The organism is Klebsiella sp. GL120222-02 (genome assembly GCF_003097195.1).
Classification (GTDB): domain Bacteria; phylum Pseudomonadota; class Gammaproteobacteria; order Enterobacterales; family Enterobacteriaceae; genus Klebsiella; species Klebsiella variicola.
In genome coordinates this window covers 99702-124198 of the sequence record NZ_QEQO01000001.1, presented here as the reverse complement: position 1 = coordinate 124198, position 24497 = coordinate 99702, and the positions used below count along the sequence as shown (strand labels likewise).

Below are 24497 nucleotides of genomic sequence, written 5' to 3'. Positions count from 1 at the left end.
TCATCGAGCAGCTATACATTTTTGTATGAATACCTCTATTCCCTGGGAGTGGTACCGAACCTTTCTCGCCGTCCTGCAGGAAGGTTCCTTATCGGGCGCATCGCGCACCCTGAACATCACCCAGCCGACGGCGGGGCGCCATATTGCCGGGCTGGAGGCCGCGCTCGGCCAGGCCTTATTTACCCGCTCGCAGACCGGCCTGCTGGCGACCGACGCGGCGCTGGCGCTGCGGGTGCACGCCGAGGCGATGGACAATACCGCCCAGGCGCTGGAACGCACGGCGGCTAACTTTAGTCGCGACCGAACCGAACTGCGTGGCGTGGTGCGGGTGGCCGCCAGCGAGGTGGTCGGCGCCGAGGTGCTGCCGCCGCTGGTTGCCCGGCTCAGGCAGGCGTGCCCGAATATCGTCATCGAACTGATGCTCTCCAATCGGTTTCAGGATCTGCTTCACCGGGAGGCGGATATTGCGGTGCGGATGGTCGCCCCGCAGCAGGAGCAGCTTATCGCCCGCCGTCTCGGCAGGATCGAGCTTGGGTTACATGCCACCGCCGCCTACCTGACGCGCCAGGGGCTGCCCGCAACCCTCGACGATCTGGCCAGCCACGCGCTGATTGGTTTCGATAGCGCCACCCCACTTGTTCGCCGGGCCCTGCAGGCTTACCCCCGATTTCAGCGCGAAGCGTTCGCGATGCGGACCGATAGCGACCTCGCCCAGTTGAGCCTGATCCGCGCCGGAGCGGGGATCGGCATCTGCCAGGTGCCCCTTGCGGATGGCATTATTCCCCTGCAGCGAGTGCTGGCGGCCGACTTTTCCCTGAATCTCGATACCTGGCTGGTAATGCATGAGGATCTGCGCCACAGCCCAGCCTGTAAGCGGGTATTTGATTTTCTCGCCCAGGGGTTGCAGGCGTATATTCGTGGCCCACTGGCGAGCTGACCCGCCCCATCGCGCGGGCATTTCATTGCCTGCCGAAATAGTCACTCATTGACACTGTAAATATGGCATTGTATAAAACCCCGCCCCAATAATGAGTTTCATTTGCATTACTCCCATTTGCTGGTCATCCACTCGCCTGTTTACAAGGATAGCGTTTAATGAAGAAGGTCCTCTGCGCGTTAGGCTTGATGTTCACCGCCGTCAGTTCCGCGCTGGCAACAACCTACCCCCTGACGATTGAAAACTGTGGCTATCAGGAGACCTTCACCCGGCCGCCGGAGCGCGTGGTCGCGCTGGGGCAAAATACGGTCGAAATTCTGCTGCTGCTCGGGCTGCAAAAGCAGGTGGTCGCCAGCGCCTTCTGGCCGACCAGCGTTTTACCGCAGCTGGCTGAGCAAAACGCGAAGATTAAAACCCTGACGGTGGAAATTCCGAGCCTGGAATCCGTGCTGGCGCAAAATCCCGATTTCGTTCCCGCCCAGTTGCCGCTGCTACTGGGGCCGGAAAGCAAAGTCGCTAAGCGTGAAGATCTCGCTACCGTCGGCGTAAACAGCTACGTCTCACCGGGGATGTGCGCCACCAAAAAGGCCACCGGCGATATGTATGGCAGCCGGCAAAAGCTGTGGGATATGACCTGGGTGTATCAGGAAATTAGCGATTTTGCCCGCATTTTCAACGTCGAAGATCGTGGTCAGGCGCTGATTGCCGATTTCAAAAAACGTGAAGCCGACCTGCGCCAGGAGTTTGGTAAAAGCAAAAAGGATCTCTCCTTCGTCTTCTGGTTCTCCAGCGCCTCACCTTCGGCCGATGCCTATGTTGGCGGCAAAAACAGCGCCTCCGGATTTATCGCCAGTGTGCTGGGCGGACATAATGCGATTACCTCCGAAACCGAGTGGCCCACGGTGAGCTGGGAGAGCATTATTGCCGCCAACCCGGATGTGATCGTGGTCTCCAGCCTGGATCGTAACCGCTGGGCGCTGGATAAGGCCGAGGAGAAGATCAAATTCCTCAAAAGCGATCCCGCCGTCAGCCAGCTGGAGGCCGTGAAAAAAGGCCATATCGTGGTCATGGACGGTCAGGCGATGAACCCGACCATCCGCACGCTTTATGGCGCGGAACAGGTGGGCGAGCAGCTGAGAAAAATGGGGCTGAACTGATGAGCGTCGCCGTGCTTCAGACGCGCCGCAGCATGCTGCTCACCGGCTGGTGTTTACTGGCCGTGATCGTGCTGGCGCTGGTGATAGCGGTGGGCGTCAGCGTCGGCGAGCTGGCCATCCCGCTGCAGAATGTCTTTTACGCTATCAGCAACAGAACCGGCTTAACCGCTGAGCCTCTCAACCGTATCTATGAGAGCGTGATCTGGGATTTCCGCCTCAGCCGCGCGCTGGTCGCCGCCTGCTGCGGCGCAGGCCTCGCTATCTGCGGCGTCGTGCTGCAAAGCCTGCTGAAAAATGCCCTCGCGGAACCCTACGTCCTCGGCGTCTCCGCCGGGGCCTCCACCGGCGCGGTGTCGATCGTGGTGTTGGGCCTTGGCGCTGGCGCGATTTCCCTCTCGGCAGGCGCCTTTGCCGGGGCCTTCGCCGCCTTCGCCTTTGTCGCCTTGCTGACTAATGGCGCGCGCGGCGGCAATGAGCGTACGATTCTGGCGGGCGTTGCCGCGTCACAGTTATTTAACGCCATCACGGCTTACACCATCAGCACCTCCGCCAGCGCGCAGCAGGCGCGCGATGTGATGTTCTGGCTGCTGGGCAGCTTCAGCGGCGTCCGCTGGCCCGAATTCCAGCTGGTCATCGTGGTGGTGCTCGCGGGCCTGGCGGTCTGCCTGTGGTATGCCCGGGCGCTGGATGCATTCACCTTCGGCGATGATGCCGCCGCCTCGCTGGGGATTGCCGTGCCACAGGTACGTCTGATCCTCTTCACCACCGCGGCGCTGATCACCGCCACCATCGTCAGTATGGCCGGCTCGATCGGCTTTGTCGGCCTGGTGGTGCCGCACGTGATGCGCTTCTTCTTTGGCCCGCTACACCGGACGTTGCTGATCGCCAGCGCGCTGGCAGGGGCGATATTGATGGTACTGGCGGACATTGCGTCGCGCCTGCTGATTGCCCCGCAGAGTCTGCCCGTTGGGGTGGTAACCGCCCTGGTTGGGGTGCCTTTCTTTGCCGTGATTATCTACCGCTCAAGGAATAAGTGATGAGTATTTGCGCTGAAAATATCACCTGGAAGGCAGGCAAAAAGGTCATCGTCAATAATGTCTCGCTGCGGGTGTCGCGCGGCGAAACGGTCGGACTGCTGGGGCCCAACGGCTGCGGCAAATCCTCGCTGCTGCGCGTTCTGGCGGGCCTGCGCCGCCCGGATGCGGGTCGCGTCACCCTCGACGGCCAGGACATCACCCGGATGGCGAAAAAGCAGCTCGCCCGCCGCGTGGCTTTCGTCGAGCAACACGGCATGACCGAGGCCGATATGCGGGTGCGCGACGTCGTGCGCCTGGGGCGCATTCCCCACCACTCCCCGTTTTCAAACTGGAGCGCTCAGGATGATGAGGCGATCACCGCCGCGCTGCAGCGGGTAGCGATGCTGGAGAAAAGCGAGCAGGGATGGTTAAGCCTCTCCGGCGGCGAGCGGCAGCGGGTGCATATCGCCCGCGCGCTGGCGCAGAGCCCAAGCGAAATCCTGCTGGATGAGCCTACCAACCATCTGGATATACACCATCAGATGCAGTTAATGCAGTTGATCAGCGAGCTGCCGGTGACCAGCATTGTGGCCATTCACGATCTTAACCATGCCGCGATGTTCTGCGATTCGCTGATCGTGATGCAGCAGGGGCAGATCCTCGCCAGCGGGACGCCGGAGGAGATTTTGTCCGAAGCGCTGCTGTGGGACGTTTTCCGGGTGAAAACCAAAATCGAGATCTCCCCTTACCACGGTAAAAAACACATTCATTTCATCGTTTAGGTTGGGCGGATATGCCTCTCTTCTCCCTGCGCCCTGCGGCAACCCTCTGGCCTCCCGTGTTACTGGGAAGTCAGTTCGTTTTTAATATTGGCTTTTACGCGGTCGTTCCTTTCCTCGCCCTCTTCCTGCGCGACGACATGCTGCTCTCGGGGGGACTTATCGGCCTGATCCTCGGGCTGCGCACCTTCTCTCAGCAGGGCATGTTTATCATCGGCGGGACGCTGGCCGACCGCTATGGCGCTAAGGCCATCATCCTCGCCGGCTGCGTCGTTCGCGTCGCCGGTTATCTGCTGCTGGCGTGCGCTACGTCGCTGTGGCCCATTATCCTCGGCGCCTGCCTGACCGGCGTCGGCGGCGCTCTGTTTTCCCCGTCGATCGAGGCCCTGCTGGCGCGGACCGGTACCCACAGCCAGGCCAACGGGAAACGCAGCCGCGCCGAGTGGTTTGCGCTGTTTGCGGTGTGCGGTGAGCTGGGGGCGGTTATCGGCCCGGTGGCCGGAGGGCTGCTGAGCGGGATCGGCTTTCGGCATATCGCCCTCGCCGGCGCGGGAATCTTTCTCCTGGCGCTGCTGGTGCTCTTTTTCTGTCTGCCCGCCGACGGGCACACGACAACAACGCGCAGACGAGTCCCATGGTGGATGCCTTTGCGCCAGCCGCGCTTTGTCGCGTTTATTCTCGCCTACAGCTCCTGGCTGTTGAGCTACAACCAGCTGTACCTCGCCCTGCCGGTGGAGATCCAACGTTCCGGCGGTCGTGAGCAGGATCTGGCGCCGCTCTTTATGCTGGCCTCGCTGTTGATTATCACCCTGCAGCTCCCTCTCGCCCGCTTCGCCCGACGAATTGGCGCCGTGCGCATCCTGCCGGTGGGCTTTCTGCTGCTGTCGGCTTCTTTTGTCAGCGTGGCGTTATTTGCCGCCACCCCGCCCGCCGAAGGCTGGCTGCGATTATTGCCGTCGGCCTGCTTTGTCACGCTGCTCACCCTCGGCCAGATGCTGCTGGTGCCTTCAGCCAAGGATCTGATCCCGCTGTTCGCCGATGAGTCGACGCTGGGCGCCCACTACGGGGCGCTCGCCACCGCGGGGGGTTGCGCGGTGTTAGCCGGAAATTTACTGCTCGGTCATTTGCTTGACCAGGCGCTCACCCCCTCGCCGCAGGCGGTTTATCCCTGGCTTCTGCTGGCGCTGTTTCCGCTGTGCAGTGCCGTCGCCTTGCGGGCGATCTGCCGCCCGCTGGCGGCAACATGACGCTGAGCGGGCAACAGCCCGCTCAGGAGGTGAACCGGCGATGAGTGACACCGCCAAAGGAAGATAACGGGAATGCGCCCCGCCTTACTTTGCCGCCAGCTCGCGGCGAACGATCTCGGCGCCGGCGCTCAGGGCATGCAGTTTGCCGGTCGCGACATGGCGCGGCAGCGGCGCCATACCGCAGTTGGTGGACGGGTAGAGTTTGTCGGCATCGACGAACGCCAGCGCCTTGCGCAGGGTTTCTGCCACCTCTTCCGGGGTTTCGATAGCATGACTGGCGACATCGATCGCCCCGACCATCACCTTTTTACCGCGGATCAGTTCCAGCAGATCCATCGGCACCCGCGAGTTGTGGCACTCGAGAGAGATAATATCGAGGGAGGATTTCTGCAGCTGCGGGAAGGCCTCCTCATACTGTCGCCACTCAGAACCCAGCGTTTTTTTCCAGTCGGTATTCGCCTTGATGCCGTAGCCGTAGCAGATATGCACCGCCGTTTCACACTTCAGCCCTTCGGTCGCTCTTTCTAAGGCGGCGATCCCCCAGTCGTTGACTTCATCAAAGAAGACGTTGAAGGCCGGCTCATCGAACTGAATAATATCGACCCCGGCGGCCTCTAACTCTTTCGCTTCCTGATTAAGGATTTTGGCGAACTCCCAGGCCAGCTTTTCCCGGCTTTTATAGTGGTTGTCATACAGCGTGTCGATCATGGTCATTGGCCCTGGCAGCGCCCATTTGATCGGCTGACTGGTGAGCTGACGCAGATAACGCGCGTCCTCCACGAAGACCGGTTTCTGGCGCTCCACGGCGCCCACCACGGTTGGAACACTGGCCTCATAGCGGTTACGAATTTTCACGATCTCGCGTTTGGCAAAATCAACGCCGCTGAGGTGCTCAATAAAGGTGGTGACAAAGTGCTGCCGCGTTTGCTCGCCGTCGCTGACAATATCGATCCCGGCACGCAGCTGGTCGTCGAGGGACAAACGCAGGGCATCGCGCTTGCCGGCCAGTAATTCCTCGCTGGACAGTTTCCAGGGCGACCACAGGGTCTCTGGCTGCGCCAGCCAGGACGGTTTCGGTAAACTGCCGGCGGTCGATGTCGGAAGCCATGTATTCATAATAAGTAGCCTTTTATTTTGGTTTAGCAAAGCGCGAAGTTAGCAGACCATTGCTCAAGCAACGTCTTGTGCGGGTTGATAAAATGTTGTTGTGTAAATTTACCCTGCTCTATCGCCAACAGGCTGCGCTCTTCCCGGTCATAAACAATTTTTGTTAATGAATGATCCAGGTGGTTGAGATTGGGTTGATAGTATTGCCCCGCCGCGGAATTGGCATTGTAGATCTCCGGGCGGTATATTTTCTGGAACGTCTCCATCGTGCTGATGGTCGCGATCAGCTCCAGGCTGGTGTAATCGCTGAGCAGATCGCCGGTAAAATAAAAGGCTAACGGCGCGACACTGTGCTTCGGCATAAAATAGCGCACCTGCAGGCCCATTTTGCTGAAATAGCGCTCCGTCAGCGACACGCCATCCTGAGCATATTCAATGCCGAGGACCGGATGTTCATTACCGGTACGCCGGTAAACATCTTTGCTGGAGACGCTCAGGCAAATCACCGGCGCCTTGCTGAAGCTGGCCTTATAGGCGCTGGATTGCACGAAATCCTTAAAGATATTGCCATGCAGCTCGCCAAAGTTATCGGGCACGCTAAAGCTACCCCGGTTTTTATTATGTTCCAGCAGCAGAACGCTAAAATCATAATCCCGCACATAGGAGGAGAAGTTATTACCGGCGATACCGGCATGGCGCTCTCCGCTCTTTTTATCGACAATATGCGTTTGCAGGATCTCTATCACCGGGAAGCTGGCACCATCCTGAGCAATATTCATCTCGACAGAAATAATATCCAGTTCCACCGCATAGCGATCGTTATGAGGATTATCCCAGTGCGCCAGGGTATTAAACCGGTTATTCATCATGATTAACGTATTGCGCAGATTTTCCTGACGGTTCTCCCCTCTGGCTAAATTGGCAAAGTTGGTGGTAATACGCGTATTTTCCGCGGGGTTATAGTTTTCATCAAAACGACTGCGCTTAATCGTATAGGTAAATTCGTTAGTCATGGCGATTGTCCATTCTGGTGTTGGGTATGAAGCTGAATGAGCAGATTGCCATTCCACAAGCAACGCGGGGTCAGGCCTGGCGCGCTTCAACCGATAAATGTTGTTGATTCGTTAATGAGTCTATTTTTGCCAGAGTCGGCGGTGGAGGGAAAGCGACTTAAATTCATTGCAACATGAGCCATCCTCATGTTGCTCCGCTGAGCGCTGGTTGCAAGGTGTGGAACCGGTCGTGGTGATGGCGCTATGGTCAGGCGCGGGCAACTCAGGCAACGTCTGGCGAATAATCATTTGTCCAGTGAATATATGCCAGGGTACAATCTTTAACCACTATAATACGTGCTTTGACGTCGCCGCCGTGCCGTACCCGTTTGCTGGAGCTTTTGTCGTAAAGAATGATTGTTGATATCAGTATTATGTCGATGTGCATGGCCGTGCTGCTGATTATGAGCGTACTGCTGAACTAAAATGCTTCCCCAATGACACAAGCTCTCATCTGACCTTCACATTCGCGAAGAAAAAAGGAGATTCAGAGGATTCGCGTCGCATGGGATTGTCCCGCCTGCCGCCGCCCTCTACTCTTTTGATACTTGCTAATCGAGGAATACCAGATGAAAAAAGCTTTGACTGCCCTGTTCGCCATCGCCGCGGTTGCCGCCGCCAGCGCCTTTGCGGCCGATAAAACCGACGTCCCGGCGCCCGCCGTTGATAACGGGGCCCGCCCCCCGCTGGAGATGGGCCGTGGCCCCCTGCCGCCGTTCCCGCCGCAGCTTCCGCCGCACAGACCGGTGCTGTTTTCGGCCACAGTAGCGACCGATACGCCGGCAGAAACCATTAACAAACTGACCGCGCTGATCCCGGCCAGCCCGGCGAAGCACTACGAAGTTCACGTTGAGGTGGTGCCCGTTACCGGCGATGCCGACGGGCAATAGCCCTTGCGCGGGTCGCCTGACCTGGGCACTGCAATAAAAAAGCTGCCGCTTATCGCGGCAGCTTTGTTAACGAGAATGAAACAGAATGGCTGAGAATTAACTGCGCACTTTCCGGTAGATAAACAGCACGACCAGCGCGCCGATTACCGCAACCACAAAGCTGCCGAAATTAAACCCGTCGACCTTGCCAAAACCAAACAGGGTACTGATCCAGCCGCCGACCACGGCGCCGATGATCCCCAGAATAACGGTGACAATAAACCCGCCGCCGTCTTTCCCCGGCATAATCCACTTGGCTAAAATACCGGCAATAAGTCCAAAAATGATCCAGGAAAGAATACCCATGGTTAACCGTCCTCTTGTTACCTTTAAGCATTTAGTATTGAAAAGAGTAGCATATATAACGCGAGTGGATCGGCAATAATATATTTATTAGATAATTCCTTGCCGCTGCAGGGTGGTCCGTGCGACAAAATCTCTGGTCCTGACAAACCCGTTACCGTTTATTACCCTGAAAAAAGGGAGGCTATTCGCCTCCCGGTCACTGCTTATATTACTGCGGTGGTTAGCCGCGATGAACAGCATAATCGCGACTGTTCGTCGAAGATTTCGATTTGCCAGACCTGATGACGAGTGCCGACGTGCAGCGCTTTACAGACCCCCCGCACCCGGCCCCCGCGCGCCGAACGAATGTGGTTGGCGTTAACCTCCAGCCCCACCACCTTCTGTTCGCCTTCGCTGCACAGATAACCCGCTACCGACCCCAGGGTCTCCGCCAGCACCACCGAGGCCCCGCCGTGCAGCAGGCCAAACGGCTGCTGCGTACGGCTATCCACCGGCATCGTGGCCTCCAGCGTATCGTCGGTAAAGGTCTCAAAGCGAATATCGAGCAGCCCTACCATGTTTCCCTCACCGAGCCGGTTGAGCTGCTCCAGCGTAGCCTGACGTTTCCAAATCATCCTATTATCTCCAGTAACGCCTGCAGCGGATGGCGAACGCCGCTGCCTTCAATGCGCTTCACCTGACTGCGGCAGGAGTAGCCCGTCACCAGACAGCGGTTACGCGGCAGCCGCTGCATCGCCTGCTGCCAGGAGAGCGCGTAAATGGCCAGCGAGTTGGCATGGTTTTTCACTTCATGGCCATAGGTCCCTGCCATCCCGCAACACCCAACGCTGACGTTTTCCAGTTTCGCGCCAAAGTGGGCAAAAATCTCTGCCCACTGTTTTGTCGCCGCCGGTAGCGCGGTCACTTCCGTACAGTGACCGAACAGGTACCAGGGCTCGCCTCCCTGTTCGGGACGGGCGGCGGTCGTCAACGCCTTCGGCAACCACTCATGGACTAACAGCACCTGGAAATCGCCGCGCTTATCGCCAAGGGTTTGCTTATACTCATCGCGGTAGCAGAGCACCAGCGCCGGATCGACGCCGACCAGCGGCATGCCAAGCTGCGCCACGCGATTGAGGAAGTCAGCCGTCTTCTGCGCGGTGCGAGCAAAGCGGGTGAGGAACCCTTTGATATGCTGCGCTTTGCCGTTCGGCGAGAATGGCAGCAGCACCGGCTGATAGCCTAGCGCTTCGACGAGGCGAATAAAGTCAGCCACCACCTGGGCGTCGTAGTAGCTGGTGAACGGATCCTGCACCACCAGCACCATCTTCGCTTTCTGCTCAGCGCTCAGCGCTTCGAGCTGCTCCAGCGTCATGTTGGCAGAGCGGTGGCCGGCCATCTGCTGCTTCAGCGACGGCGCCGAAAGCAGCGGCAGATCGACCATCCCGATGTGCTTCTCCGACAGCTTTTTCAGCCACGGCTGGTTAATAAAAAAGTTAAAGGTCTTCGGCGCCTGCGCCATCAGCGGCGCATAGGATTCGACCGAGGCCACCAGATGGTCGCGTACCGGGCGCAGGTAGCGGCTGTGATACAGCTGCAGGAAGCGCGAACGGAACTCGGGCACATCGATTTTGATCGGGCACTGGGTCGAACAGGCTTTGCAGGCCAGACAGCCGGACATCGCCTCTTTGACCTCGTGCGAGAAGTCATATTCCCCTTTACGCGCATGCCAGCTGTTCCGCGTGCGCGCCACCAGCGAACGCAGGCTGACGCCCTGCTCCGGCAGCGCCTTCTCCAGCTGGTTGGGATCGACGCCGCGGTCGGCCAGCAGGCGCAGCCATTCACGCACCAGCGTCGCGCGCCCTTTCGGCGAGTGGATGCGCTGGTTGCTGACTTTCATCGACGGACACATCGGACTCTTGACGTCAAAGTTGAAGCACAACCCGTTGCCATTACACTCCATCGCCCCGCGCCAGCTGCTGCGCACCGCGATGGGGATCTGCCGATCCCAGGTGCCGCGCTTCACCGCATCGACTTTCATCATCGGCGCGTCGACCCCTTCCGGAGGACAGATTTTCCCTGGGTTCAGGCGGTTATCGGGATCGAAGACCGCTTTGATCTTCCTGAGTTCGCCGTACAGCGCCTCGCCAAAGAAGGCCGGGCTGTACTCCGCGCGGAAGCCTTTGCCGTGTTCGCCCCACAGCAGGCCGCCATACTTCGCCGTCAGCGCCACCACGTCATCGGAGATCTGCTTCATCAGCACCTCCTGCTGCGGATCGCACATATCCAGCGCCGGGCGCACGTGCAGCACCCCGGCATCAACGTGGCCAAACATGCCGTAGCTCAGGCCGTGGCTGTCGAGCAGCGCGCGGAACTCGACGATGTAATCCGCCAGATGCTCAGGCGGTACGCAAGTGTCTTCAGCGAAAGGAATAGGCTTGGCGGCGCCTTTGGCATTGCCCAACAGGCCGACGGCCTTCTTGCGCATGGCGTAGATCCGCTCTACGCCATCGAGATCGTGACAGACCTGCCAGCCGATGACGCCCGCCTCGCTGCCGGCCATCAGCTCATCCAGCCGCTGGCACAGGGTAGTGACTTGCTGGTCAATCAGCGTAGCGTCATCCCCGGCGAATTCGACGATATTGAGCCCGAGCATCTCTTTATCCGGCACGTCGGTGATCAGTTCGCTTACCGAGTGCCAGACGATATCCTCGCGCGCCAGATTCAGTACCTTGGAGTCGACAGTCTCCACCGACAGCGCTTTCGCCTGCACCATAAAGGGCGCATTACGCAACGCGGAGTCAAAGGAGTCATATTTAACGTTGACCAGACGGCGCACCTTCGGCAGGCGGGTGATATCCAGCCGCGCTTCGGTAATAAACGCCAGCGTGCCTTCCGAACCGGTTAAAATACGGGTCAGATCGAACTCGCTCATCTCATCGTTAAAGACATGGCGCAGATCGTACCCGGTGAGGAAGCGGTTAAGTTTAGGAAACTTATCAATGATCAGTTCACGCTGCGTCTTGCAGCGCTGGTAGACCGTGTTATAGATCCGGCCAATCGTCGATGGGGTGTTGCCCAGCGTCTCCGCCAGCGCTACTGGCACCGCCTGGGTGTCGAGGATATCGCCGCCCATCAGCACCGCTCGCAGACCGAGCACGTGATCCGACGTTTTACCGTACACCAGCGATCCCTGTCCGGACGCGTCGGTGTTTATCATCCCGCCCAGCGTGGCGCGGTTGCTGGTGGAAAGCTCAGGTGCAAAGAAGTAACCATAGGGTTTAAGAAACTGGTTCAGCTGATCTTTGATGACCCCGGCTTCAACGCGCACCCAGCCCTCTTCGGGGTTAATCTCAATGATGCGATTCATATAGCGGGACATATCGACAATAATCCCGCCGTTCAGCGCCTGGCCGTTGGTGCCGGTGCCGCCGCCGCGCGGCGTGAAGACCAGCGATGTAAAGCGCGGTTCGGCGGCGACGCGCGCCAGCAAGGCCACGTCCGCCGTAGAACGCGGGAAAAGGACCGCATCCGGCAGCAGCTGATAGACGCTGTTGTCGGTGGCCATCGTCAGCCTGTCGGCATAGCTGGTGGCGGTATCGCCGGTAAAACCCTGTTGCTCCAGTACCTGCAAAAAATTCAGCACCAGCTGAACTACCCCTGGTGCCTGAGAAATTTGTGGGATCATCACACTTGACCCTGCCTGACTATGTTGTGTTTGAAAATATTGTGTTGGTGCTAACTAAACGTTTGCGTAGCGCATTCAACTTTTTATCACATTTTTTTCATATGCGCCCACGTGTTTTCTGTGCAAAATCAGCCCGGCAATATTATTGATATTATTATCAGTACATGGATTTACGCGGCGCCAGCTTTTTGGCGCGACTGGAAAGGTAAAATTTCTCTATGATAAACCCCCATCAGCCTCGGGACATTCCGCAAATACTGCTGTCGGTGCTGTTCCTGGCCCTGATTATCATATCCTGCCTGTGGGTTGTGCAGCCGTTTATTCTGTCCTTCGCCTGGGCCGGTACGGTGGTGATCGCCACCTGGCCGGTGCTGCTGCGTCTGCAGCGCGTGCTGTTTGGCAAACGACTGCTGGCGGTGCTTGCGATGACCCTGCTGCTGTTTTTGTTATTCGTTATTCCTATCGCTCTGCTGGTCAACAGCCTGGTGGATAACAGCGTCCCGCTGATCAAACTTATCAGCAGTGGAAATGTGACGCTGCCGGATTTCGCCTGGCTGAACAGCGTGCCGCTGGTCGGCGATAAGCTGTATTCCGCCTGGCATGGTCTGCTGGATATGGGCGGCTCGGCGATTATGGCCAAGGTTCGCCCCTATATTGGCACTACCACCAGCTGGTTTGTCGGGCAAGCGGCGCACATCGGCAAGCTGCTGGTCTACTGCGGTCTGATGCTGTTGTTCAGCGCGCTGCTCTACTGGCGCGGCGAGCAGGTGGCCTATGGTTTCCGCTACTTCGCTACACGCCTCGCAGCCAAACGCGGCGATGCGGCGGTGCTGCTGGCCGGCCAGGCCGTGCGCGCCGTGGCGCTGGGCGTGGTGGTGACGGCCCTTACTCAGGCGGTGCTGGGCGGGATCGGCCTTGCCATCTCCGGCGTGCCCTACGCCGCTCTGCTGACCGTGGTGATGATCTTTACCTGTCTGGTCCAGCTCGGCCCTTTGCTGGTTCTGGTGCCGTCGATTATCTGGCTTTACTGGAGCGGGGACACCACCTGGGGCACCGTGCTGCTGGTGTGGAGCTGCGTGGTTGGCACCATGGACAACGTCATTCGTCCGGTGCTTATCCGTATGGGCGCCGACCTGCCGATGATCCTCATCCTTACCGGCGTCATTGGCGGACTGATCGCCTTCGGCATGATCGGTCTGTTTATCGGTCCAGTGCTGCTGGCCGTCTCCTGGCGTCTGTATGACGCCTGGGTACACGAAGTGCCGCCGCCGCCGAAAGACCCCGATGTCGTCCTCGAAGAGCTTAGCGAGCTGGAGGCTGGGCGCAAGTAATGCCCTGGCAGGCGGGGAGACCCGCCTGTTTCCTTGCCCGCCTATTGTTAAGCAAAATTTATTGATCGCCGGCAAAGCGCTGGCCCTGAGCGCCATTCCCCTCGCTTTCCTCCCCCGGTCCTTCACAACAATTTAACTATTGAGAGGAATCTGATCGACGGCAAAGGCCCCGCTGCCTACTATTAGCTCACGGTTATAAATCAACACCTTGATTTATAAGCATGGAAATCCCCTGAGTGAAACAACGAATTGCTGTGTGTAGTCTTTGCCCATCTCCCACGATGGGCTTTTTTTTGTCCTGCGCATCGCCACAGCGGACAGCCTGCAACAGGCAAAAAAAATCCCCGGCATCGCTGCCGGGGATCGGTGCTGTCAGGGCGAACTTATTTTTTCAGTTCCGCCAGACCTAACCAGGTTTGCACCACGGTATCCGGGTTGAGGGACAGACTGTCGATCCCTTCTTCCATCAGCCAGGCGGCAAAATCTTCATGGTCAGACGGCCCCTGGCCGCAGATGCCGACGTATTTGCCCTGTTTTTTCGCTGCGCGGATCGCCATCGACAGCAGGGCTTTCACCGCGTCGTTGCGCTCATCAAACAGCTCAGAGACCACGCCGGAGTCGCGATCCAGACCGAGCGCCAGCTGGGTCATGTCGTTCGAACCGATGGAGAAGCCGTCGAAGTACTCGAGGAACTGCTCGGCCAGCAAGGCGTTCGATGGGATCTCACACATCATAATGATCTTCAGCCCGTTCTCGCCGCGCTTCAGCCCCTGACGCTCCAGCTCTTCGACCACCGCTTTCGCCTGGGCGACGGTACGCACAAACGGCACCATCACTTCAACGTTGGTCAGCCCCATGTCGTTACGCACGCGCTTCATCGCTTCACACTCCAGCGCGAAGCAGTCGCGGAAGCTTTCGGAAACGTAGCGTCCGGCGCCACGGAAGCCGAGCATCGGGTTCTCTTCTTCCGGCTCATAACGCTCGCCGCCCACCAGGTTGGCATATTCGTTCGACTTGAAGTCCGACAAACGCACGATGACGCGTTTCGGGTAGAAGGCGGCGCCAAGGGTAGCGATCCCTTCGGTCAGACGGCCGACGTAGAACTCTCTCGGCGAATCGTAGCCTTTCATCAGCTCGCGGATTTCGTTCTGCAGGCCCGGCTCCTGGTCGTCAAACTCCAGCAGCGCGCGCGGGTGAACGCCAATCATGCGGTTGATGATAAATTCCAGCCGCGCCAGCCCCACACCTTCGTTCGGCAGGCAGGCAAAGTCAAACGCACGATCCGGGTTGCCGACGTTCATCATCACCTTCAGCGGCAGATCCGGCATCTCGCCAACGCTGGAGCTCTTGACGCTGAAGTCCAGCAGCTCGGCGTAAACGTAGCCGGTGTCGCCTTCGGCGCAGGAGACGGTCACGTTCTGGTTTTCCTGAATGCGATCGGTGGCATCGCCGCAACCGACCACCGCCGGGATCCCCAGCTCACGGGCGATAATCGCCGCGTGGCAGGTACGTCCGCCGCGGTTGGTGACGATCGCCGAGGCTTTCTTCATGATCGGTTCCCAGTCCGGGTCGGTCATGTCGGTGACCAGCACGTCGCCAGGTTCGATGCGGTTCATCTCGCTGATATCGTGGATCACCTTCACCGGGCCGGCGCCAATGCGGTGGCCGATGGCGCGCCCTTCGGCGATGATCTGCCCCTGAGCGTGGAGGGTATAACGCTCCATCACCTGGCCGCGGGAACGCACGGTTTCCGGACGCGCCTGGACGATAAACAGCTTACCGGTGTGGCCATCTTTCGCCCACTCGATATCCATCGGACGGCCGTAGTGCTTCTCGATCTGCACCGCCTGCTTCGCCAGCTCCTGCACCTCCTCGTTAGTTAACGAGAAAACATCGCGCTGCGCCTGCGGCACATCTTCGATACGCACCTGCTTGCCGTGCTCCTGAGTCGGCGCGTATACCATGCGGATCTTTTTCGACCCCATGGTGCGGCGCACGATGGCCGGGCGGCCAGCGGCCAGCGTCGGCTTGTGGACGTAGAATTCATCCGGGTTCACCGCGCCCTGCACCACCATCTCGCCGAGGCCCCACGCCGAGGTGATAAACACCACCTGGTCAAAACCGGACTCGGTATCGATAGAGAACATGACGCCGGAGGAGGCCAGATCGGAGCGGACCATCCTCTGCACCCCGGCGGAAAGCGCCACGCCGCGGTGATCGTAACCCTGATGCACGCGATAGGAGATCGCGCGATCGTTAAACAGTGAGGCAAACACGTGCTTCACGGCAACGAGCACGGCGTCAAAGCCCTGCACGTTGAGGAATGTCTCTTGCTGCCCGGCGAAGGAGGCGTCCGGCATATCTTCCGCAGTAGCGGAAGAGCGCACGGCAAATGACGCCTCGGCGTCATCGGCGGACAGCAGGTCATAAGCATCGCGAATCGCGTTTTCCAGTTCGCTCTGGAAAGGGGTGTCGATGATCCACTGACGGATCTGCGCGCCCGCTTTCGCTAATGCGGAAACGTCGTCAATGTCGGTTTCATCCAGCAGTGCATAAATGCGCTGGTTAACACCGCTTTGGTCCAGGAACTGATCAAAAGCATCAGCGGTGGTGGCAAACCCGTTAGGCACGGAAACACCCATACCGGACAGGTTTGTAATCATTTCACCAAGGGAGGCATTTTTGCCCCCAACTCTGTCTACATCATTCATGCCGAGTTGGTTATACCAAAGCACCAGCGGTGACGAGCCATTGTTGGACATCGAGACAATCCTTTTGTGATTTAATACCAGTGAAAAAAATTTCACGATCGACTGCAGGATTATCCTGACATATTTATGGGGCTGAAAAAAACGGTGAATCGTTCAAGCAAATTATTTTTTCAATTTTCGGACTGTTCCCGCGATATAGTTAACTTAATGATTTTTAGGAATTATGCCGAAAAACGCTGGAAATAACGGCAAAAAGAAGAAAATGAACCACCCTTTTCATAAAAAACAAAAATAGCGTTTCAATTTTAACAAGAGACAAATCAAACAGGGATATGCTTAAATTTAATATCCGTATTCAGGCAATTAAACTCATTATACCGGATGGTCAAAATGGAAAGTGCTGTAGATCGCCACGTATTTTATATTTCTGACGGTACCGCCATTACGGCAGAAGTACTGGGGCATGCCGTGATGTCGCAATTCCCGGTTGCCATCAGCAGCGTGACTCTGCCGTTTGTCGAAAACATCAGCCGCGCGCGGGCGGTAAAGGAGCAGATCGACGCCATCTATCAGCAAACGGGTATTCGCCCGCTGGTGTTCTATTCCATCGTCATCCCGGAAATCCGCGACATTATTCTGCAAAGTGAAGGTTTTTGTCAGGACATCGTGCAGGCGCTGGTGGCCCCGCTGCAGCAGGAGCTCAACCTCGACCCGACGCCAGTGGCCCACCGTACTCACGGCCTGAACCCCGGGAACCTGATCAAATACGATGCGCGTATCGCCGCCATCGATTACACCCTCGCCCACGACGATGGCATCTCCCTGCGTAACCTCGATCAGGCCCAGGTGATCCTCCTCGGTGTGTCGCGCTGCGGCAAGACGCCCACCAGTCTGTACCTCGCCATGCAGTACGGCATTCGCGCCGCCAATTATCCGTTTATCGCCGACGATATGGACAATCTGGTGCTGCCGGCGTCGCTGAAGCCCCTGCAACATAAGATGTTCGGCCTGACCATCAACCCCGAACGGCTGGCGGCCATCCGCGAAGAGCGTCGGGAAAACAGCCGCTACGCCTCTCTGCGTCAGTGTCGGATGGAGGTGACCGAAGTGGAGGCCCTGTATCGCAAAAATAAAATCCCGTGCCTGAACAGTACCAATTATTCTGTTGAGGAAATTGCGACAAAAATCATGGACATCATGGGGCTGAATCGCAGAATGTACTAATACACTAGTACATTATTAAAAATTTGTTTATGCTATCACCCGTGGCCTATACAGGATCATGCCCTGCTCTTGCAATAAGCAGGGATTGGTTTATCGTGATGCGCATCACTTCCCGGCATTTTCGCCGCGGAAGAAACAGATTTTTGAGACCCCAATGAATAAAACAGACGAATTGCGTACCGCGCGCATTGAAAGCCTGGTAACGCCCGCGGAACTGGCCCAGCGCCATCCCGTCACGGCCGACGTGGCCGCCCACGTTTCGGCCTCCCGCCGCCGAATTGAAAAAATCCTCAACGGCGAAGACCGCCGCCTGCTGGTGATTATCGGCCCCTGCTCCATTCACGATACCGACGCGGCGCTGGAGTATGCCCGCCTCCTGCAGGGCATGCGCGAGCGCTACCAGCCGCAGCTGGAGATCGTGATGCGCACCTACTTTGAAAAACCGCGTACCGTGGTGGGCTGGAAAGGCTTAATCTCCGATCCGGACCTCAACGGCAGCTACCGGGTCAACCACGGAATTGAGCTGGCGCGGCGCCTGCTGCTGCAGGTTAATGAGCTGGGGGTACCGACGGCCACCGAGTTTCTCGATATGGTGACCGGTCAGTTTATCGCCGATCTCATCAGCTGGGGTGCCATCGGGGCGCGCACCACAGAAAGCCAGATCCACCGTGAGATGGCCTCAGCGCTCTCCTGCCCGGTCGGGTTTAAAAACGGCACCGATGGCAATACGCGCATCGCGGTGGACGCCATCCGCGCCTCCCGCGCCAGCCATATGTTCCTCTCCCCGGACAAGCAGGGGCAGATGACGATTTACCAGACCAGCGGCAACCCGTACGGGCATATCATTATGCGCGGCGGCAAACAGCCAAACTATCATGCCGAGGATATCGCTGCCGCCGGCGAGGCGCTGCGTGAATTCGATCTGCCGGAACAGCTGGTCGTTGATTTCAGCCATGGCAACTGCCAGAAGCAGCACCGCCGTCAGCTGGAGGTGTGCGCCGATATCTGTCAGCAAATTCGCGCGGGCTCCACCGCCATCGCCGGGATTATGGCAGAGAGCTTCCTGCAGGAAGGCACCCAGAAAGTGGTCCCCGGCCAGCCGCTGACCTGGGGCCAGTCGATCACCGACCCCTGCCTGAGCTGGGATGACAGCGAAAGGTTATTGAGCGAGCTGGCCGCCGCCACCGCTACCCGTCTGTAACCGCTCCGCCCGTCGCGCCTGCGGCGGGCTATTTCCTTCGGTGACTCCCCTACCAAATCCGGTAACACGATAAATAACGCTTGCCGTCAAAAACAACATTATTGATAATGATTATCATTGTTGCTTTGATTTTTATTTTGAGAGCTATGACGCGTATGGATAACACTGCCACAGCTGAAAAACCAAAAGACAATGCCCCTTATCCCGTGGCGACGGACAGGCAGATTAGCAGTCGGGTGCTGTTAGGTAGCGAAGGACGGGTAGTCATTGAACATGGCGGCCAGCGCTATCTGCTGCGCCAGACCAACGCCGGGAAGTTAATTCTGACCAAGTAAGCGCCCCGCTGAGCGCGGGGCGAGGCGAGTTAGCTCGAACAGCTGACTTCCAGACGTTTCCCCCAGTCCGGAGGGCGGCGGACGTAGTCGTCCTCGCGATCGGTAAAGGGGTCTGCCAGCGCGGCATGCAGGCGCTCCAGCTCGCCCATATCGCCCGCCTCGGCCTGCTCTATCGCCCGCTGCGCCAGCCAGTTGCGTAACACCAGCGCCGGATTTACGCCCTGCATCCGCTGCTGGCGCTGCGCGTCATCCACCTGTTCATCACGCAGGCGCGCACGATACCCGGCAAACCAGCTGTCGAAAGCCGCCCGATCGATAAACTCGTCGCGCAGCGGCGAGGCGGCGCTGAGCTGTTCGCTGTGGCTCAGCAGGCGGAACGTTCGGGTATAGTCGCTCTTCTCACGGATCATCAGGGCAAACAGCCCGTCCAGCAGGTCGTTATCCCCTTTCTGCTGGCTGAACAGGCCGAGTTTATCGCGCATCCGCTGGCCATAAGCGGTCAGCAAGGCGTGCTGATAATCATCCAGCGCCGCGTTCAGCGCCTCGGCGCTGATAAACGGCGACAGCGACTGGGCCAGACGCTGCAGATTCCACAGCCCCACCGCCGGCTGGTTTTCAAAACTGTAGCGCCCCTGATAATCGGAGTGGTTGCAGATGAAGTCCGGTTGAAAATCGTCAAGGAAGCCATACGGGCCGTAGTCGATGGTCAGACCGAGAATCGACATGTTGTCGGTATTCATCACCCCATGGGCAAAGCCCACGGTTTGCCAGCTGGCGATGGTCTGCGCGGTGCGCGTGACAACGTCACGGAACCATGACAGATACTTGTCTGCCTCATCCTGCAGCTGCGGCCAGTGGTGGCGAATGACATAGTCGGCCAGTTGCTGGACCTTCTGCGGCTCACGGCGATAGTAAAAATGTTCGAAATGGCCGAAGCGGACATGACTCTCGGCCACCCGCATCAGCATCGCGCCAGGCTCCACGTGCTCGCGGTAGATCGGGGTATCGCTGGTCACCATCGCCAGGGCGCGCGTCGTCGGGATCCCCAGGGCGTGCATCGCCTCCGACGCCAGACTTTCCCGGATCGTCGAGCGCAGTACAGCGCGCCCGTCCCCCATCCGCGAATAGGGGGTCAGGCCGGCGCCTTTCAGATGCCAGTCGTAACGGCGACCATCCGCAAGCTGCTGCTCACCGAGCAGGATCCCGCGTCCGTCGCCCAGCTGGCCGGCCCAGGCACCAAACTGATGGCCGCTGTATACTTGCGCCAGCGGCGACATGCCCGGAAGCAGCGCTTCGCCGCCCCAGACACCGGCTCCATTTTCAGGCGCGAACAGGGCGTCGGGCACCCCCAACTGTTGCGCCAGCGGGGCGTTACGCCAGATGAGTCGGGCGTTATCCAGCGGCGTCGGTAACAGGGAAGTGTAAAAATCCGGCAGTTCATCCCGCCAGTGGGTGGTAAAAGAAAGGGTCATGGTTCCTCCTTCCTTCAGTGTAGTGCCTCAAACAGCGGATTAACACGGGCGGAGTGCAGGGTTATCGGCATAAAAAAGGGAAGCGCTCGCTTCCCTCTTGCTTCTGAATGACGTCAGATACGCCGCGCCTGCCAGAACTTTTTGTTCCAGTAGACGTTATCCAGCGAGGAACGGGTGACGCCCTGGCTGGTGGAGGCATGGATAAACTGGTTGTCGGTATCGTAGATGCCAACGTGCAAACCGCTCTCCCCTGAGCCGGTTTTGAAGAACACCAGATCGCCGGGCAGCAGATCGCGCTTATCGATGCGGGTGCCGATTTCCGCCTGCTCGCGGGTTTCACGCGGCAGCTGGAGGGCAAATTTATCGCGAAACGTGCGCACCACGAAGCCGGAGCAGTCGACGCCGCGCGGCGTCATGCCGCCGTAGCGATACGGTGCGCCACGCCAGCTACGCAACTGCTCGTTCAGATTCGCCACCACCGTGATGGAGTCAGCCAGCCGTGGATTCGGCGGCGGTGCCCGATGGCTGCTGCAGCCGGCTAAAATTAACGCCGCCGCCAACATGAACCAGAAGCGCATTTCAGATGATCCCTCTGTCCCTAGTCTCTTTATCGCAATAATTTAGCTTGTTTATCAATATAGTGACAAGATAACTGCGTGCTACTGTGACGCGATGAGCATAATATGACCGGCCACCTCCACGCGCTGGAACGGGATCGCATAGGCAGCGGTTAAATTTTCCTCATTCAGCACCTCGGCGGTCTCTCCGCAGGCGATGGCTTCCCCCTGGCAGAGCAGCCAGCTTTGTCCGGCATGGCGCAGGGTATGGTTGAGATCGTGGCTGCTCATCACCACCGCAATCCCCGCCGCGCTCAGCTCACGTAACAGCCGATCCAGCGCCGCCTGCTGGGCCACATCCAGACTGTTCATCGGCTCATCCAGCAGCAGCAGTTGACCCGTGGGATGACTCAAGGGATCGATCTGCAGGATCACTGCCGCCAGCCGCACGCGCTGCCACTCACCGCCCGAAAGCTGATTAACCTGACGGTCCAGCTTATTGTCAAGACCAAGCCTGGCCGCGATATCGCTCAGACGGCCGCTATCGCCCTGCTGCTGCATATGCAGCGTCAGGTAGTGCCACACCGGCATGGCGAACGGCGGGGTCTGGTGTTGACATAGATATCCGCGACGGCGCGCCAGCTCCGCCGCCGGCCACTCGTCAAGCCGCCGTTCGTTAAAATGAACCGTGCCGGGGCCGTCGGACAGCCCCGCCATGCGGGCCAGCAGCGTGCTCTTCCCTGCGCCGTTCGGCCCCACCAGGTGGACAATCTCCCCGGCGCGAAAGGCCGCAGAAAACGGGGCCAGACGCCCCGCCGCTTCTACATCCTGTAGCTGCATCAGAAACGCCATTATTTCGCCAGCGCTCCTTTAATCGCCGCCACCAGCTGCGGATCGTCCGGCGTCATATCCGGAGAGAAGCGCTCAATGACGTTGCCCTGGCGATCGACGAGGAATTTTTCGAAATTCCACAGAATGTCGTCCACATACAGCGGCGCCCGGCCTTTGCTGGCCATCCGCTCATAAAAACCGCTGCCTTCCGGGGCCACCGCTTTCGGCGCGGCGGCAATCAGTTTTTGATACAGCGGCGCGCGATGTTCACCGTTGACGTCAATTTTGCTGAACAGCGGGAAGGTGACGCCGTAGGTGGTGCTGCAGAAGGTCTTAATCTCTTCTTCACTGCCCGGCTCCTGGCCGAGGAACTGGTTGCAGGGGAACCCCAGCACGCTAAAGCCCTCCCCGGCAAACTGCTTTTGCAGATCCTCGAGTTGCTCATACTGCGGCGTCAGGCCGCATTTCGAGGCCACATTGACGATCAACAGCACCTTGCCGGCAAAGGATGCCAGGGTGGTTTTCTCGCCATCAATGGTCGTCACTTCGGTATTCAGAATGTCATGTTGCATAGCCTGTCCTCAATGGATAAACCGGTTTCCGGTGAAGGTGATCCCTATCTACTGTAGCGGATTCAGCGGCCGCCATTCTACTGCCAATCCCCCCGAGTTGTCGCATGATGTAACAGCGCTTCGCTGGCCGCCAGCAACATGAAATCCTCTCAATTGGGCAGTCGACCATTTCCGTGTACAGTGTCCCGGTAATGTAATATGGTTTCGTTACTTGTTAATTTAAGAGAGTTTTATTGATGAAGAAGTTGTTTAGCCTGGCGTTAATCGCCACCTCTGTCGCCCTGCTGAGCGCCTGCTCTCCGGATGAAGATAATAAAGTGAAAGTCGCTATCAATACCGGGCCGGACGAAGCCATCTGGAAAGTGGTGGAGCAGGTGGCGAAGGATAAATATCATCTCGACGTCGAAGTGGTCTCCTTCAATGATTATGTGCTGCCCAACGAAGCACTGAACAACAAAGATGTGGATGCCAACGCCTTCCAGACCCTGCCGTACCTTGAGGCGCAGTCGAAAGAGCGCGGCTATAAATTTGCGGTGGTCGGTAAAACTTTTGTCTTCCCTATCGCCGCCTATTCTCACCGGATCAAAAACATCAGCGAACTGCCCGAAGGGGCGACGGTGACCATTTCTAATGAAACCACCACCCTGGGCCGCAGCCTGCTGCTGCTCCAGGCGCAGGGGTTACTCAAGCTGAAACCGGGCGTCGGCTATTTACCCACCACGCTGGATATCATCGACAACCCGAAACAGCTGAAAATTGTTGAAGTGGATACCCCACAGCTGACCCGTACCCTTGATGATCCGAACGTTAGCTTGTCAATCATTAACACCAACTTCTCCGCCCAGGCGGGCCTGTCGGCCGCCCGCGACGGTCTGTTTATGGAGGGGCCGGATTCTCCTTACGTGAATGCGATTGTCGCCCGCGATGATAATAAGGACAGCAAGAAAATTCAGGAGCTGAAAGCCGCCTTCCAGACCAGCGAAGTCGCGGAAAAAGCGAAGGAAGTCTACAAAGGCGACGCGATCAAAGGCTGGTAAGCCTGAACCGGCGCCGTCCCTGCCGACGGCGCCGCGCTATCCCCGCCCCCGCGAACGCAGCAGCAACCAGATAAAGACCGGCGCGCCCAGCGTCGCCGTCACCACGCCAATCGGCAGCTCTGCGGCGGAAAGCGCCAGTCGGGCAATGATATCCGCCCCCAGCAAGGCGCTCGCCCCGGCCAGCATGCAGGCAGGGAGCAACACCCGGTGATCGCTTAAACCGCATAGCCGCAGAATGTGCGGGATCACCAGGCCGATAAAGCCAATGGCTCCCGCCAGCGCGACGCTAACGCCGACCAACCAGCCGGTCGCCACCACCAGCAGCTTGCGCCATAGCCACAGCGGCAGCCCAAGCTGACGAGCGGAGACTTCGCCCAGCGCCAGTAAATTCAGGGGTTGCGACTGCAGACAAACCCAGCAAAGCACCGGCAGGAGGGCTAACATCAGCCACAGCTGCTGCCAATCGACGCCGCCAAACCCGCCCATCATCCAGTACATCAGCTGACGCAGGTCAAAAGAGGTGGAGAAGTAGACCGCCCAGGTCATCAGGGCGCTGCAGATGATCCCCAGCGCCACCCCCGCCAGCAGCAGACGGCTGGTAGAGAGATGGCGGCGGGCAAAACGCAGCAAAATAAAGGTGATCAGCAGCGCGCCGAGGATCGCGCACAGCCCGAGCGCCCAGCCGGGCAAGACTCCTTTGCCCAGCAGGACGGCGGCAATCAGCCCGACGCCCGCCCCGTTGGAGACGCCCAGCAGACCCGGCTCCGCCAGCGGATTTTCAAACAGCGCCTGCATAATCGCCCCGGAGAGCGCCAGCGCCGCCCCCACCAGCACCACCGCCAGGGTTCGCGGCAGGCGGATCTGCCAGATGAACAACTGGCCTTTCGCGCTCAGCCATTCCCCAGGCGGGATCCATTGATCGCCCGCGCACAGGCTGACCAGCAGGGTGACCAGGAGCAACAGCGTTAATCCGAAGAGCCAACGCCGGCTGCGGCGCTGTTGAAGATGGGCGAGAGTCAGCATAGATTC

At 58.7% G+C, this 24497-nt stretch carries 23 protein-coding genes and 1 other RNA gene; 13 read left to right on the top strand and 11 right to left on the bottom strand.

Annotated elements, in window-relative coordinates:
* Nucleotides 1-25 precede the first annotated feature (25 nt).
* The 5 genes from N438_RS00585 (at nt 26) to N438_RS00565 (ending at nt 5136) form a co-directional block, all read left to right on the top strand.
* Entirely contained in the window at nt 26-937 is a 912-nt protein-coding gene (locus N438_RS00585; protein ID WP_032741149.1) for a LysR family transcriptional regulator, read from the top strand.
* Between the two features lie 158 nt (nt 938-1095).
* Complete coding sequence (locus N438_RS00580; protein WP_116696013.1) at nt 1096-2094, top strand: ABC transporter substrate-binding protein; 999 nt, start codon at nt 1096-1098, stop codon at nt 2092-2094.
* A complete protein-coding gene (locus tag N438_RS00575) occupies nt 2094-3131 on the top strand; it encodes an iron ABC transporter permease (RefSeq protein ID WP_012541383.1) in 1038 nt (345 codons plus the stop codon). The genes N438_RS00580 and N438_RS00575 overlap by 1 nt, the downstream gene beginning before the upstream one ends.
* The gene (locus tag N438_RS00570; RefSeq protein WP_032741150.1) at nt 3131-3892 is read left to right on the top strand and encodes an ABC transporter ATP-binding protein; all 762 of its coding nucleotides are present in this window, start codon (nt 3131-3133) and stop codon (nt 3890-3892) included. The genes N438_RS00575 and N438_RS00570 overlap by 1 nt, the downstream gene beginning before the upstream one ends.
* A 56-nt stretch (nt 3893-3948) precedes the next feature.
* The gene (locus tag N438_RS00565) at nt 3949-5136 is read left to right on the top strand and encodes an MFS transporter (RefSeq protein ID WP_162494487.1); all 1188 of its coding nucleotides are present in this window, start codon (nt 3949-3951) and stop codon (nt 5134-5136) included.
* Nucleotides 5137-5220: 84 nt separating this feature from the next.
* Here N438_RS00565 and N438_RS00560 read toward each other — a convergent pair whose 3' ends face one another.
* Together N438_RS00560 and N438_RS00555 are read right to left on the bottom strand one after the other, a co-directional pair.
* Nucleotides 5221-6252, bottom strand: a complete 1032-nt coding sequence (locus N438_RS00560; RefSeq protein ID WP_032741154.1) for a methionine synthase — start codon at nt 6250-6252, stop codon at nt 5221-5223.
* Between the two features lie 23 nt (nt 6253-6275).
* Nucleotides 6276-7256 carry a DUF1852 domain-containing protein gene (locus N438_RS00555; protein ID WP_032730651.1) on the bottom strand — a complete coding sequence of 327 codons (981 nt, stop codon included), beginning with the start codon at nt 7254-7256 and terminating at the stop codon, nt 6276-6278.
* Between the two features lie 608 nt (nt 7257-7864).
* Here N438_RS00555 and N438_RS00545 point away from each other — a divergent pair.
* On the top strand, nt 7865-8185 hold the full coding sequence (locus N438_RS00545) for a hypothetical protein (protein ID WP_012967847.1): 321 nt from the start codon (nt 7865-7867) through the stop codon (nt 8183-8185).
* A 96-nt stretch (nt 8186-8281) separates the two neighbouring features.
* Here the strand turns inward: N438_RS00545 and N438_RS00540 are convergent, their stop codons facing one another.
* The 3 genes from N438_RS00540 to N438_RS00530 all read right to left on the bottom strand — a co-directional run bounded on the left by N438_RS00540 (nt 8282) and on the right by N438_RS00530 (nt 12197).
* Nucleotides 8282-8530 carry a GlsB/YeaQ/YmgE family stress response membrane protein gene (locus N438_RS00540; protein ID WP_002909014.1) on the bottom strand — a complete coding sequence of 83 codons (249 nt, stop codon included), beginning with the start codon at nt 8528-8530 and terminating at the stop codon, nt 8282-8284.
* A 203-nt stretch (nt 8531-8733) separates the two neighbouring features.
* A complete protein-coding gene (gene menI / locus N438_RS00535) occupies nt 8734-9144 on the bottom strand; it encodes a 1,4-dihydroxy-2-naphthoyl-CoA hydrolase (protein ID WP_008804450.1) in 411 nt (136 codons plus the stop codon).
* Nucleotides 9141-12197, bottom strand: a complete 3057-nt coding sequence (locus N438_RS00530; protein WP_012541378.1) for an FAD-binding and (Fe-S)-binding domain-containing protein — start codon at nt 12195-12197, stop codon at nt 9141-9143. The genes menI and N438_RS00530 overlap by 4 nt, the downstream gene beginning before the upstream one ends.
* A 218-nt stretch (nt 12198-12415) precedes the next feature.
* Here N438_RS00530 and ydiK point away from each other — a divergent pair, with 218 nt between their 5' ends.
* The gene (gene ydiK / locus N438_RS00525; RefSeq protein ID WP_023322844.1) at nt 12416-13528 is read left to right on the top strand and encodes an AI-2E family transporter YdiK; all 1113 of its coding nucleotides are present in this window, start codon (nt 12416-12418) and stop codon (nt 13526-13528) included.
* 189 nt (nt 13529-13717) lie between these two features.
* An RNA gene (gene rprA / locus N438_RS00520) (antisense sRNA RprA) lies at nt 13718-13825 on the top strand.
* Between the two features lie 86 nt (nt 13826-13911).
* On the opposite strand, the gene ppsA is transcribed toward rprA, so the two are convergent.
* On the bottom strand, nt 13912-16290 hold the full coding sequence (gene ppsA / locus N438_RS00515) for a phosphoenolpyruvate synthase (protein WP_012541376.1): 2379 nt from the start codon (nt 16288-16290) through the stop codon (nt 13912-13914).
* Nucleotides 16291-16365: 75 nt separating this feature from the next.
* Between ppsA and N438_RS27670 the strand changes: the two genes are divergently transcribed.
* The 4 genes from N438_RS27670 (at nt 16366) to hemP (ending at nt 18999) form a co-directional block, all read left to right on the top strand.
* Nucleotides 16366-16485 (top strand): hypothetical protein, encoded by a 120-nt coding sequence (locus N438_RS27670; RefSeq protein WP_046878723.1) that lies wholly within the window; start codon nt 16366-16368, stop codon nt 16483-16485.
* A gap of 144 nt (nt 16486-16629) precedes the next feature.
* Nucleotides 16630-17463: a pyruvate, water dikinase regulatory protein gene (locus N438_RS00510; protein ID WP_002909061.1), complete on the top strand. Its 834-nt coding sequence runs from the start codon at nt 16630-16632 to the stop codon at nt 17461-17463.
* A 154-nt stretch (nt 17464-17617) separates the two neighbouring features.
* The gene (aroH, locus tag N438_RS00505; protein ID WP_023322845.1) at nt 17618-18664 is read left to right on the top strand and encodes a 3-deoxy-7-phosphoheptulonate synthase AroH; all 1047 of its coding nucleotides are present in this window, start codon (nt 17618-17620) and stop codon (nt 18662-18664) included.
* 155 nt (nt 18665-18819) lie between these two features.
* Entirely contained in the window at nt 18820-18999 is a 180-nt protein-coding gene (gene hemP / locus N438_RS00500; RefSeq protein ID WP_012967843.1) for a hemin uptake protein HemP, read from the top strand.
* 29 nt (nt 19000-19028) lie between these two features.
* Here hemP and selO read toward each other — a convergent pair whose 3' ends face one another.
* The 4 genes from selO to N438_RS00480 form a co-directional block, all read right to left on the bottom strand.
* Nucleotides 19029-20471 (bottom strand): protein adenylyltransferase SelO, encoded by a 1443-nt coding sequence (gene selO / locus N438_RS00495; protein WP_116696012.1) that lies wholly within the window; start codon nt 20469-20471, stop codon nt 19029-19031.
* A gap of 113 nt (nt 20472-20584) precedes the next feature.
* Nucleotides 20585-21049 (bottom strand): NlpC/P60 family protein, encoded by a 465-nt coding sequence (locus tag N438_RS00490; RefSeq protein ID WP_002909082.1) that lies wholly within the window; start codon nt 21047-21049, stop codon nt 20585-20587.
* Between the two features lie 81 nt (nt 21050-21130).
* Complete coding sequence (btuD, locus tag N438_RS00485; protein WP_116696011.1) at nt 21131-21880, bottom strand: vitamin B12 ABC transporter ATP-binding protein BtuD; 750 nt, start codon at nt 21878-21880, stop codon at nt 21131-21133.
* Nucleotides 21880-22431 (bottom strand): glutathione peroxidase, encoded by a 552-nt coding sequence (locus N438_RS00480; protein WP_008804442.1) that lies wholly within the window; start codon nt 22429-22431, stop codon nt 21880-21882. The genes btuD and N438_RS00480 overlap by 1 nt, the downstream gene beginning before the upstream one ends.
* A gap of 236 nt (nt 22432-22667) precedes the next feature.
* Here N438_RS00480 and N438_RS00475 point away from each other — a divergent pair, with 236 nt between their 5' ends.
* Nucleotides 22668-23468 (top strand): MetQ/NlpA family lipoprotein, encoded by an 801-nt coding sequence (locus N438_RS00475; RefSeq protein ID WP_022065338.1) that lies wholly within the window; start codon nt 22668-22670, stop codon nt 23466-23468.
* Between the two features lie 36 nt (nt 23469-23504).
* Here N438_RS00475 and btuC read toward each other — a convergent pair whose 3' ends face one another.
* The gene (btuC, locus tag N438_RS00470) at nt 23505-24491 is read right to left on the bottom strand and encodes a vitamin B12 ABC transporter permease BtuC (RefSeq protein WP_016161309.1); all 987 of its coding nucleotides are present in this window, start codon (nt 24489-24491) and stop codon (nt 23505-23507) included.
* Between the last annotated feature and the right edge of the window lie 6 nt (nt 24492-24497).

Bases quoted from the DNA above. Each gene is read 5' to 3' on its own strand.
- menI (WP_008804450.1), bottom strand. From the start codon at position 9,144: ATGATTTGGAAACGTCAGGCTACGCTGGAGCAGCTCAACCGGCTCGGT.
- N438_RS00570 (WP_032741150.1), top strand. From the start codon at position 3,131: ATGAGTATTTGCGCTGAAAATATCACCTGGAAGGCAGGCAAAAAGGTC.
- N438_RS27670 (WP_046878723.1), top strand. From the start codon at position 16,366: ATGGGGCTGAAAAAAACGGTGAATCGTTCAAGCAAATTATTTTTTCAA.
- N438_RS00580 (WP_116696013.1), top strand. From the start codon at position 1,096: ATGAAGAAGGTCCTCTGCGCGTTAGGCTTGATGTTCACCGCCGTCAGT.
- btuD (WP_116696011.1), bottom strand. From the start codon at position 21,880: ATGGCGTTTCTGATGCAGCTACAGGATGTAGAAGCGGCGGGGCGTCTG.
- btuC (WP_016161309.1), bottom strand. From the start codon at position 24,491: ATGCTGACTCTCGCCCATCTTCAACAGCGCCGCAGCCGGCGTTGGCTC.
- N438_RS00545 (WP_012967847.1), top strand. From the start codon at position 7,865: ATGAAAAAAGCTTTGACTGCCCTGTTCGCCATCGCCGCGGTTGCCGCC.
- N438_RS00540 (WP_002909014.1), bottom strand. From the start codon at position 8,530: ATGGGTATTCTTTCCTGGATCATTTTTGGACTTATTGCCGGTATTTTA.
- N438_RS00475 (WP_022065338.1), top strand. From the start codon at position 22,668: ATGAAGAAGTTGTTTAGCCTGGCGTTAATCGCCACCTCTGTCGCCCTG.
- hemP (WP_012967843.1), top strand. From the start codon at position 18,820: ATGGATAACACTGCCACAGCTGAAAAACCAAAAGACAATGCCCCTTAT.
- N438_RS00510 (WP_002909061.1), top strand. From the start codon at position 16,630: ATGGAAAGTGCTGTAGATCGCCACGTATTTTATATTTCTGACGGTACC.
- ppsA (WP_012541376.1), bottom strand. From the start codon at position 16,290: ATGTCCAACAATGGCTCGTCACCGCTGGTGCTTTGGTATAACCAACTC.
- N438_RS00555 (WP_032730651.1), bottom strand. From the start codon at position 7,256: ATGACTAACGAATTTACCTATACGATTAAGCGCAGTCGTTTTGATGAA.
- N438_RS00575 (WP_012541383.1), top strand. From the start codon at position 2,094: ATGAGCGTCGCCGTGCTTCAGACGCGCCGCAGCATGCTGCTCACCGGC.
- N438_RS00530 (WP_012541378.1), bottom strand. From the start codon at position 12,197: ATGATCCCACAAATTTCTCAGGCACCAGGGGTAGTTCAGCTGGTGCTG.
- N438_RS00490 (WP_002909082.1), bottom strand. From the start codon at position 21,049: ATGCGCTTCTGGTTCATGTTGGCGGCGGCGTTAATTTTAGCCGGCTGC.
- aroH (WP_023322845.1), top strand. From the start codon at position 17,618: ATGAATAAAACAGACGAATTGCGTACCGCGCGCATTGAAAGCCTGGTA.
- N438_RS00585 (WP_032741149.1), top strand. From the start codon at position 26: ATGAATACCTCTATTCCCTGGGAGTGGTACCGAACCTTTCTCGCCGTC.
- selO (WP_116696012.1), bottom strand. From the start codon at position 20,471: ATGACCCTTTCTTTTACCACCCACTGGCGGGATGAACTGCCGGATTTT.
- ydiK (WP_023322844.1), top strand. From the start codon at position 12,416: ATGATAAACCCCCATCAGCCTCGGGACATTCCGCAAATACTGCTGTCG.
- N438_RS00560 (WP_032741154.1), bottom strand. From the start codon at position 6,252: ATGAATACATGGCTTCCGACATCGACCGCCGGCAGTTTACCGAAACCG.
- N438_RS00480 (WP_008804442.1), bottom strand. From the start codon at position 22,431: ATGCAACATGACATTCTGAATACCGAAGTGACGACCATTGATGGCGAG.